We start from the raw sequence: 8,932 nt of genomic DNA, 5'->3' as shown, positions 1-8,932 counted from the left end.
GGACGGAACTGCCCTCGGGCCGGGCAGGCCCCGCGTGCCCGCGGTGGGCAAATGGCTGGAGTAGCCCCACTCCTCGCCTCGTTCTCTGTTCGCGCGCCTTGGAAAATCTTATCCAAAAGCGTGGAACGCTTTTGAATGATTTTCCTCTTAAGGCGTGGCGCGCGGTCGAGCTTTGCCCCGGATAGAACTGCCCTACGCGGGCGGTGGCCGGCCAATAAGGCAAAGAGAACCCTAACAAAACGCCCGATGGACGCCCCGGCGGGACGGAGCGAAACTGCGTTTCGCTAAGACAGTCTCGGAAAATTTGGGGTAGACCCGGCCATTTCGGAGTGTCCGGAGGCACTTTATTCCGAGAGGCAACGCAACTGATAACCGTGGCCACGACGGTTTGCGCCGCTGGGATAGAGGTACTGTGTGTAGAAGAGCAAGAACACGCCGTCAGTCCTGCTGACAGCGGAAGACCAGCTGAACCCGTCGTTGCAGACGCTCACCAGATCGCCTAACCGCCCATTACTGCCTGCGCCGCGGAAGCCCGGGGCGGAAAAACCCATGCAACCACCAGCCGCCTTCCCTCTACCCTTCTACGCCCCCCCCATCACAACCGCAATTTAGGTTGGGACAACTCCGGAAATAGAACTATCTTTGTAAAGCAGATATTCCGCAGGCTTTCACCTACGCCCCGCCTTACCCTTTTAACCGCAAACCATGGCCCAACAAGCCTCTCCCCTGCTTTTAGGCACCGAAAAAATATCGACCCTCCTGCTGCGTTATGCCATTCCGGCGATCATCGCCATGACGGCAGCATCGTTGTACAACCTGATGGACAGCATCTTCATCGGGCACGGAGTGGGGCCGCTGGCCTTGTCAGGTCTGGGCATCACCATGCCGCTGATGAACCTCGGCGCCGCATTCGGCTCGTTAGTAGGGATCGGCGCATCGACCCAGCTCTCCATCAAGATGGGGCAGGACGACCGGGGAAGCGCCTTGTTGATCCTCGGCAATGTCATCATTCTCAACACCTTGATCGGAATCACCTACACAGCGGTCTGCCTGCCGCTGCTGGATCCGATCCTCTACTTCTTCGGCGCCAGCGACAATACGATCGGCTTCGCACGCAGCTACATGTTCATCATTCTGGCAGGGAACGTCATCACCCACGTCTACCTCGGCCTGAACGACATGCTCCGAGCCTCGGGCTATCCGGGACGGGCCATGGCGATTATGCTCACAGCTGTGATTCTCAACGGGATACTTAACGCCATCTTCATCTTTGGTTTCGGTTGGGGCATCGCCGGAGCGGCTTGGGCCACGATCATCGCACAGGCGGTGGCCATGGGGCTCGAAATAAACCACTTTCTGAATAAAAAGAGCTTCATCCACTTCACCCGCGCGACGATTCGGCTCAAACGAACCATCGTCAAAGGTATCCTGTCGATCGGCATGGCGCCATTTCTGATGTACGTCTGCTCCAGCGTGATCGTCATCCTGATCAACAAATCGCTGTTCCACCACGGCGGCGACCTCTACATAGGCGCCTACAGCAACGTGAACCGCATCGCCATGCTCTTCGTGATGATCGTCATGGGGCTGAATCAGGGGATGCAGCCGATCGTGGGATACAACTTCGGCGCCCGCAAAATCGACCGCGTGACCCGGACATTCAAATACGTCGTCTTTTGCGCCGTGGGAGTGACCACCACCGGATTCCTGCTCTGCCAGCTCTTTCCGAAGTACATCACCATGCTCTTCACCGACGACCCCGAGCTGCTCGCCATTTCGAGCCACGGCTTGCGGATCGTCCTCGCCATGTTCCCCATCGTCGGATTCCAGATGGTGACCTCCAACTTCTTCCAATCGATCGGGATGGCACCGAAAGCGATCTTCCTCTCCCTGACCAGACAACTGCTCTTTCTCGTACCGTTTCTGTTGGTGCTGCCGAACTTTTTCGGCGCGAACGGCGTCTGGATGAGCATGCCGCTGGCCGACTGCGCCGCCACTACGCTGGCCGCGATACTGCTCTGGAAACAATTCCAAAAATTCCACCGGATGCAACAACAGCCGGTCTCATCTGCGACCACTGTATAACAACCACTTAGAACCGTTCGTTCGCTATGGAAACACCCCGTTTCGTCATCACCATCGGCCGCCAGTTCGGCAGCGGCGGCCGGGAACTGGGCCGACGGCTCGCCGACCTGTTCCACATTCCGTACTACGACAAAGAACTGATCGCCGAAGCCTCCAAAGAGAGCGGCCTCGACCCGGAATGTTTCGAAAAGGCCGACGAACAGGTGCCGAGCACCCTGATGCACGCCCTGGCCACCAGCCTGATGATGGGCGGCGGAGCGATGCGCAGTCAGGGGAACGCCTTAGCCGGCGAGAATATCTTCAAGTTCCAGTCCGACGTGATCCACGAAGTGGCCCGGATGGGGTCGTGCGTCATCGTGGGCCGCTGCGCCGACTACATCCTGCGCAACGAACCCCTCTGCATCAGCACCTTCATCTACGCCTCCGAGGCCGACCGCATCGACCGGATCATGCGCTGCCACGGCGCACGGAGTCCGAAAGAGGCGATCGACATGATGCGCAAGATCGACAAGAAACGCGCCGCCTACTACGACTTCTACACCGACAAATCATGGGGCGCGGCGACCTCGTACGACCTTTGTATAGACTCCTCGGTCTTGGGGATCGACCGGACGGCAGAAATCCTGCGGAGCTATACCGAACAACGGATCGCTATCGCCGCCGCTCAGTCGGAACGGCCGAAACAGGAACCGGAACGGTGACCGGCTCCCACTCCACCAACTCGCCCCGCAGCGGCCTCCAATCCTCGTCCACCTCAGGCAAACCCTCCACCCGGGCCGACCGATTCGCCGAGAGCGGCAGACACTCCATCTCCCACGGCAGCCGATACTGCGCCCCGTTCGCACCCAACCGGTCGCGCCACTCGCGACACAGCCGATAACGCGTCATATTGTGCGTCAGGTATCCCAGCTTCAGCACCTCGCCCATCCGCGGAATCATCTTCAGCTTCATCTTATAACACTTGTAGTGCGTCATATAGCCCAGGTAGGAGTTCATCGCCGCCTGCATATAGACCAGAAACGTCCGTGACGGCCTCGGATGCGTCCGGATATAGGCATTCATCGACATCAGCAACGCGCTGAAATGGTTGCGCGTCCGGTTGACCATGTACCGGCGGTACGGTTTCACCACCGCCCCGAGGAACGTCACCCCCTTCGAAATCTCCTGCAGATAAATTTTCTTCGGGTGCAGCGTCAGCCCCAGATGCTCCTTCAGGTAGGCGTCGATCTCGCGGATATGCCTCTTCAGCAACTCCTTGTCCCGATGGATGATATAGAAATCGTCCACATACCGTCCGTAATGCCGGTGCCCCAGCCGCCGTTTGACGAAGTGGTCGAAATCGTTCAGGTAGATATTGCTGAAAAGCTGCGACGTCAGGTTCCCGATCGGCAGTCCGCACCCCTTCGGTGAGGTAAAGAGGCTCTTGCTCCTCGGCAGGTCGGCCCACTTCGACCGGCTCCCCCGGATGATGCAATTCTCCGTCGGATCATTGAAAACGATCTCGCGCAACAGAAAGAAAATCAGATCGTAATCCAGCAACTCATTCCACGGTTTTCCCTTGTGCGACCGCCGCGGGCCCATCTTCCGCATCACCCGTTCGATCGTCTCGTACATAATCCGGCGGTCGATATTCATAAAATAGCCCTGAATATCGAGTTTCAGCACATAGCACCGCTCCCGATAGTTGTCCGAACACGACCGGATATGATGTTCCAGCCGCTCGATGCCGTAGAGCGTCCCCTTGTTCTTGAGACACGAATAGCTGTCGGCAATGAACGTCCGCTCGAACATCGGCGAGATGTAGTTGTACAACAGATGGTGCACGACCCGGTCGCGGAAATCGGCCGCAAAGATCTCCCGTTTGACCGGATGCTCCACCATGAAACAGACACTCGGCCCCACCCTGTACTCCCGATTGCGAATCTGATTGTAGAGCTCGATCAGATTGGCCTCCAGATCCATCTCGAACCGCAACTGATTGCGCGTATTGCGTTTATGCTTCCGCGCATCGAAATAGGCCCGGAAAAGGTCTTCGAGCAACGTATCCGGCCGGTCACCGGACAAACTCTTTTCTCTATTTTTTTCCATAATAATTTTATATCCATTCCTATTTCCCTCCCCTCCCGCCGCTCTGCGCCGTAAAAAAGAGAAACAGGAGGAGGGCGATAAATGCTGAGAGGCAACGCAACAGAAAACCGTTGGCACGGTTGTTCGAGTTGCCGGGCTGAGCCGCATTCATCACGAAGCGCAGATAAACGCCGTTCGTCCCATTAGCCGAAGCCGACCAGACGGAACCCTCGTTGCCGACGTTGTTCAGCGCGCCCGAGGTGTTGTTACGGAAGCCCGGGGCCTCATCCGGATTAGCAGCCGCTCGTCGATACACACCGGAGGTCGCCGACAAGCCTGAACTCCGGCGATGCCATAGGATAGCTGACCGTTCGGTCAGCGGACTGCTGAATTTATCGTTCGCTCTGCCGCCCGCTCCTGACGACCGGCACTCCGGAACCCCTGTTTCTCTTCCTTCGAGTTTTGCCTCGCCCCTCCGTTTATTCCGAGAGGCAACGCAACTGAAAACCGTAGGCGCGGCTGTCCGAGCGACTGGCGGTGAGGCTCTGCGAATAGAAATTCAAGTCCAGGCCACCGATACCGCCCGTAGCGGAAGACCAGCTGTATCCACTGTAGCCGCCGCGCCTTATTATACCCTCATAGCCCGTACGACCGTAGTCGCGGTAGCCCGGGGCGGAGCGCGTTCCGTTTATTCCGAGAGGCAACGCAACTGAAAACCGTGGCCGCGATTGTGCGCGCGGCTGGGGTAGAGGCTCTGCGTGTCGAAGTCCAAATACCGCACCGCGACGGCGCCCGTCACCGGCGTACACGACCAACTGTACCCGCCGTAGCCGACGTTCATCAGACTGCCTAACCGCCCACCGTTGCCTGCGTCACGGAAGCCCGGGGCGGGGACTTTCCGTTTATTCCGAGAGGCAACGCAACTGAAAACCGTTGGCGCGACCGCTCGCGTAGCTGGGATTGAGCCACGCCACGTGGAAATCCAAGTTCATGCCACCGGTATCGCTGACCGCCGAAGACCAGCTGTACCCGTTGTAGCCGATGTCCCTTGCTATGCCCTTCCAGCCCGTACGACCGAAGTCGCGGTAGCCCGGGGCGGGATTTTCATCATCGACACACTCACCCACCCTGAAATAACCACCTCCGATTTCTTCTGAATATTTTCACAAATCAATCCGAAATAAAGAACGAAAAATACAAAAAAGCAGGATGCCGGTAAATACTGAGAGGCAACGCAGCTGACGACCGTTGGCACGGTTGTTCGTGTTGCTGGGATCGAGATCCTGCGTGTTGAACCACAAGAACCGCCCGTTGATACCGCTCACCGCAGACGACCAGCTATAGCCGTTGTTGCCGACGCCGCCCGGTGCGCCCGAGGTGTTGTTGCGGTAGCCCGGGGCAGCCTGTCGAATCGAGCAACCACTCCCCCAGACCCTTCCGGCAATCCAAAGCCGAGAGAATCATCGACTTAACTAATCCGTCCATACAACGAACCAGTAGGTTGCTGAATTTACCCTTCACCCTGCCGGCCCCTCCTGTTCGGAAGAACCGACACTCCGGAACGCATCCTGCCCGTCTCCGAATCGTCGCACACCGCGACCCGCTACCCCAAAAAGGACGCGACGTTCGGGTAAATGCTGAGAGGCAACGCAACTGAAAACCGTAGGCGCGGTTGTTCGCGTTGCTGGGATTGAGCCACGTCACGTGGAAATTCAAGTTCATGCCATTGGTACCGCTGACCGTCGAAGACCAGCTGTAACCGTTGTTGCCGACGTTGTTCAGCGCGCCCGTATCCCGATGGCGATAGCCCGGGGCGTCCTCATCCAATCTCGCGACCACTCGATTCGCCGGGTTTGCGGAACAAGCATCCGCCCACCCGATGTACGACAATCTCGATCCGAATCCCCGTACCCATAACTAATCGTCCCCGCCCCCGATCAGTGAGTCGCTGAATTTACCCCACCCTCTGCCGCCGGCCGTGACCGACAGACACTCCGGGAACGTCCGTCCTGTAAATACGCTCCTGTCCCCTCCGCCCGGAGAGAGCCGCGAACCGATAAATGCTGAGAGGCAACGCAACAGAAAACCGTTCCCGCGATTGTTCGCATTCGAAGGATTCATGTTCGTCGCATTGAATACCAGCCGCCAGGCGTTCGTGCTACCGTCGGGCACCGACGCAGACCAGACCGTACCCTCGTTGCCGACGTTACGCTGCACGCCATCCGCGTGATTGCGGTAGCCCGGGGCGGGCGACAAGCACCATAGCCGAACCGTAACTATTCCCGATCACCTCCTCCCCGGCTCTACGGAACAGGAGGTCATTGCCATAACTAACGACACACGCCATCAGTAAGTTACTGAATTTATCGTCCACCCTGTCGAGCCACCGCAGCCACCCGACACTCCGGGACTACCCGCAGGCAGGCCCCCGGCTTCGCCGACGGACGGAACAGGAAAAAACGCACATCCGACTTCCCCCTCCGCTCCTTTTCCCGACGACCGGCAATAAATGCTGAGAGGCAACGCAACTGAAGACCGTAGGCGCGGTTGTTCGCGTTGCTGGGATTGAGGTTCGTCACGTTGAAATTCAAGTACACCCCGTTGCTGCCGCTCACCGACGACGAGTAGCTGAACCCGTTGTTGCCGACGTTGCTCAGCCCGCCATTGGCTCTCTCGCGGAAGCCCGGGGCGGGAACCGCGCATAGCCCTGATTCGGAAAGGCAGTCACTGGAATATTCGTTCCGCCCACACAATCGGCACGAAACGAAGATGCGAATAACTAAACTTTCAGTAGACTGCTGAATTTATCGTTCACCCTGCCCGCCGGCCATCGAACCCGACAACCGGCCGGACACTCCGGAACCCACCGGGGCCCGATCGTCCGGAACCGCCCCCGCACACCACCGGATGTGCAAGACCAAACCATCAAAGAACCCGTCCCCGCCTCGCACCCCGCCGCTACGACTTGACCACCACGGCCTGCCGTTCGAGTTTCGCCTTTTCGGAATACCTCTGCCAGGCCTGCAACTGTTTCGAGATCGACTCCGTATGCGTGCAGACCACCGCGAACTGTTTGACCGATATCTGCTTGAGGTCTGTCAGCATGCGACACATCAGCTTGATTGTCACCACCCGTTCCCTCGCCTGCCGGATATCCGCCACCCGTTCTTCCTTCGCCCCGTTGGCCCGATAGATACAGAGACACAACTCGATGATATTGTCTTTCAACTTTTCGGCCAACGTGTACCGATAATCGCGTTTGATATTCGGAGTGAACTGAAAGACATAGAGCAACAGATCGTAAGCCGCCTTGAAGACCTCCAGATTATCATAGATTGCCATTGAGTTGTTTTTTAAGAGACGACACAAAAAGAAGACATTCCAGCGGAGTGGCATTTTCGACGCTGAAGTTGCGCAAGTCACGCAACACCGCTTCGACCACCGATGCCCGGCTCTCCGCACCGACCGGCGGAGAGACCGCCCTTAGAGATATCGGCGGTTCGCTACTTCCGGCGGTCGGCGGCGGAATCATCAGAGAGGCAGCCGGTGCACGCGTTTCCAGCATACGGGGTGCGATCAGCGGAATCGCCTCTTTCCACCGGGCATAGACCGACGGATCGATCGTTCCGCCATCGAGCACCAGCATTCCGTAAGGGCCGGCCTGTACCGGTCGATCTCCCAGCACCCTCGCCCGCGAGGTATCCGGAAATCCCAACGAGACGATTTCCGTATCGAGATACTTGACAAACCGTTTGGTGATTTTGTAACGCGAGATTCGCCGCACGAATGCGAAGGCCGAGCGTTCATAAGCTTTCCAGAAGACGCCTTCGGGATAGAGGTATATCCGATCCGTGTTGCAGTTTTCGGCCGCAATGATTTCCTGTAAAGTCATCGAAAGAATAATTTTTTGAATGAGTCAAAATATCGCATGACACAATCGCCAGCCATACGATCCGATAGGTATAACAGCAAGAAAAGCGGGAGGCCACCCCCCAGTAAAAGCCTTTTCGATTCGATTCCGTCCGCCCCAGATCCATGAACCGGACTGTATTTTCCTACTTTAAATGTCTAAAACTTATATACTTTTATGGGTAAAACCGAAAAACTCACCTGTAAATTTTCTACGGTTCATTTCTCCGCACAAATCACTCTATTTTTCAGAGTAATTCATTTTTCTTGTCGAATATGAGTTTCACATGTTCAAAGACAAATTTAAGAATTATCCCAAAATAACAAAATACCATTCAAAAAATAATTCGCCCTTTCACCCTCATCCTACCGACATAATCGCCCCGGGCCACCGCGGCGCAGGCAACAATGGGCGATTCGGAGGGCTGATGCATGCCGGATTCAGCGGATTTAGTTACTCGCGTTCGGTGAGCGGTAGCTACGGGGTCTATCTGGTCTTCCACATGACATACCTCGCTGGCACTACGGATGGACACGGCCGCGGTCTTCAGTTGCGTTGCCTCTCGGAATAAACGGTGCGTGCCGCACTCCCAACTGGCAGCCTCTACCCTATTAGGCCGACACAGCCATTCGCCCACCGCGGGCACGTGGGGCCTGCCCGGCCTGAGGGCAATCGATACTCGACCGCGCGCCACGCCTTAAGAAGAGATTCAACTATTTTGGCGCAAGCCGAAATAGAATGAATCGCGCAGGCGCGCGGAACAAGTTCGTTTATCCGATAAGCGTCGGGCGGCTGTCAGTCTCGGGAAACAATATAGGCTCCGCGCCGTAACGCGAACGCGTTGGCCGCGGGGGCCCCTACTTTCTACTA

At 57.1% G+C, this 8,932-nt stretch carries 14 protein-coding genes; 3 read left to right on the top strand and 11 right to left on the bottom strand.

The window, feature by feature from the left end; all coding sequences use genetic code 11:
• Positions 1 to 344 precede the first annotated feature (344 nt).
• On the bottom strand, positions 345 to 551 hold the full coding sequence (locus QZ292_RS08240; protein WP_294600449.1) for a hypothetical protein: 207 nt from the start codon (positions 549 to 551) through the stop codon (positions 345 to 347).
• Positions 552 to 705: 154 nt separating this feature from the next.
• Between QZ292_RS08240 and QZ292_RS08235 the strand changes: the two genes are divergently transcribed.
• Positions 706 to 2,085, top strand: coding sequence for an MATE family efflux transporter (locus QZ292_RS08235; RefSeq protein WP_294600448.1), 1,380 nt, complete (start codon positions 706 to 708; stop codon positions 2,083 to 2,085).
• A gap of 26 nt (positions 2,086 to 2,111) precedes the next feature.
• Complete coding sequence (locus QZ292_RS08230) at positions 2,112 to 2,786, top strand: cytidylate kinase-like family protein (protein WP_294600447.1); 675 nt, start codon at positions 2,112 to 2,114, stop codon at positions 2,784 to 2,786.
• On the opposite strand, the gene QZ292_RS08225 is transcribed toward QZ292_RS08230, so the two are convergent.
• The 10 genes from QZ292_RS08225 to QZ292_RS08180 form a co-directional block, all read right to left on the bottom strand.
• A complete protein-coding gene (locus tag QZ292_RS08225; RefSeq protein ID WP_294600446.1) occupies positions 2,737 to 4,173 on the bottom strand; it encodes an RNA-directed DNA polymerase in 1,437 nt (478 codons plus the stop codon). The genes QZ292_RS08230 and QZ292_RS08225 overlap by 50 nt on opposite strands.
• Before the next feature lie 19 nt (positions 4,174 to 4,192).
• Complete coding sequence (locus QZ292_RS08220; RefSeq protein ID WP_294600445.1) at positions 4,193 to 4,468, bottom strand: hypothetical protein; 276 nt, start codon at positions 4,466 to 4,468, stop codon at positions 4,193 to 4,195.
• A gap of 163 nt (positions 4,469 to 4,631) precedes the next feature.
• Positions 4,632 to 4,856, bottom strand: a complete 225-nt coding sequence (locus tag QZ292_RS08215; protein ID WP_294600444.1) for a hypothetical protein — start codon at positions 4,854 to 4,856, stop codon at positions 4,632 to 4,634.
• On the bottom strand, positions 4,841 to 4,993 hold the full coding sequence (locus QZ292_RS08210) for a hypothetical protein (protein ID WP_294600443.1): 153 nt from the start codon (positions 4,991 to 4,993) through the stop codon (positions 4,841 to 4,843). Before QZ292_RS08210 ends, QZ292_RS08215 begins: the two co-directional genes overlap by 16 nt.
• A 61-nt stretch (positions 4,994 to 5,054) precedes the next feature.
• Positions 5,055 to 5,279 (bottom strand): hypothetical protein, encoded by a 225-nt coding sequence (locus tag QZ292_RS08205; RefSeq protein WP_294600442.1) that lies wholly within the window; start codon positions 5,277 to 5,279, stop codon positions 5,055 to 5,057.
• 211 nt (positions 5,280 to 5,490) lie between these two features.
• Complete coding sequence (locus tag QZ292_RS08200; protein ID WP_294600441.1) at positions 5,491 to 5,991, bottom strand: hypothetical protein; 501 nt, start codon at positions 5,989 to 5,991, stop codon at positions 5,491 to 5,493.
• Between the two features lie 78 nt (positions 5,992 to 6,069).
• The gene (locus QZ292_RS08195; protein WP_294600439.1) at positions 6,070 to 6,369 is read right to left on the bottom strand and encodes a hypothetical protein; all 300 of its coding nucleotides are present in this window, start codon (positions 6,367 to 6,369) and stop codon (positions 6,070 to 6,072) included.
• Between the two features lie 146 nt (positions 6,370 to 6,515).
• Positions 6,516 to 6,749, bottom strand: a complete 234-nt coding sequence (locus QZ292_RS08190; protein ID WP_294600437.1) for a hypothetical protein — start codon at positions 6,747 to 6,749, stop codon at positions 6,516 to 6,518.
• A 361-nt stretch (positions 6,750 to 7,110) separates the two neighbouring features.
• Entirely contained in the window at positions 7,111 to 7,494 is a 384-nt protein-coding gene (locus tag QZ292_RS08185; RefSeq protein ID WP_294600435.1) for a four helix bundle protein, read from the bottom strand.
• Positions 7,481 to 8,044 carry a hypothetical protein gene (locus tag QZ292_RS08180; protein WP_294600433.1) on the bottom strand — a complete coding sequence of 188 codons (564 nt, stop codon included), beginning with the start codon at positions 8,042 to 8,044 and terminating at the stop codon, positions 7,481 to 7,483. The genes QZ292_RS08185 and QZ292_RS08180 overlap by 14 nt, the downstream gene beginning before the upstream one ends.
• Before the next feature lie 445 nt (positions 8,045 to 8,489).
• Here QZ292_RS08180 and QZ292_RS08175 point away from each other — a divergent pair, with 445 nt between their 5' ends.
• On the top strand, positions 8,490 to 8,633 hold the full coding sequence (locus QZ292_RS08175; protein ID WP_294600431.1) for a hypothetical protein: 144 nt from the start codon (positions 8,490 to 8,492) through the stop codon (positions 8,631 to 8,633).
• Positions 8,634 to 8,932: the final 299 nt, after the last annotated feature.

Origin of the sequence: uncultured Rikenella sp. (genome assembly GCF_910577125.1) — a bacterium.
GTDB lineage: Bacteria > Bacteroidota > Bacteroidia > Bacteroidales > Rikenellaceae > Rikenella.
Note: the sequence above shows the minus strand (reverse complement) of the source record. Positions and strands in the feature narration are given on the sequence as shown.

Coding starts and splice junctions, on each gene's coding strand:
- QZ292_RS08180 (WP_294600433.1), bottom strand. CDS start 8,044: ATGACTTTACAGGAAATCATTGCGGCCGAAAACTGCAACACGGATCGG.
- QZ292_RS08240 (WP_294600449.1), bottom strand. CDS start 551: ATGGGTTTTTCCGCCCCGGGCTTCCGCGGCGCAGGCAGTAATGGGCGG.
- QZ292_RS08230 (WP_294600447.1), top strand. CDS start 2,112: ATGGAAACACCCCGTTTCGTCATCACCATCGGCCGCCAGTTCGGCAGC.
- QZ292_RS08210 (WP_294600443.1), bottom strand. CDS start 4,993: ATGAACGTCGGCTACGGCGGGTACAGTTGGTCGTGTACGCCGGTGACG.
- QZ292_RS08185 (WP_294600435.1), bottom strand. CDS start 7,494: ATGGCAATCTATGATAATCTGGAGGTCTTCAAGGCGGCTTACGATCTG.
- QZ292_RS08225 (WP_294600446.1), bottom strand. CDS start 4,173: ATGGAAAAAAATAGAGAAAAGAGTTTGTCCGGTGACCGGCCGGATACG.
- QZ292_RS08175 (WP_294600431.1), top strand. CDS start 8,490: ATGCATGCCGGATTCAGCGGATTTAGTTACTCGCGTTCGGTGAGCGGT.
- QZ292_RS08235 (WP_294600448.1), top strand. CDS start 706: ATGGCCCAACAAGCCTCTCCCCTGCTTTTAGGCACCGAAAAAATATCG.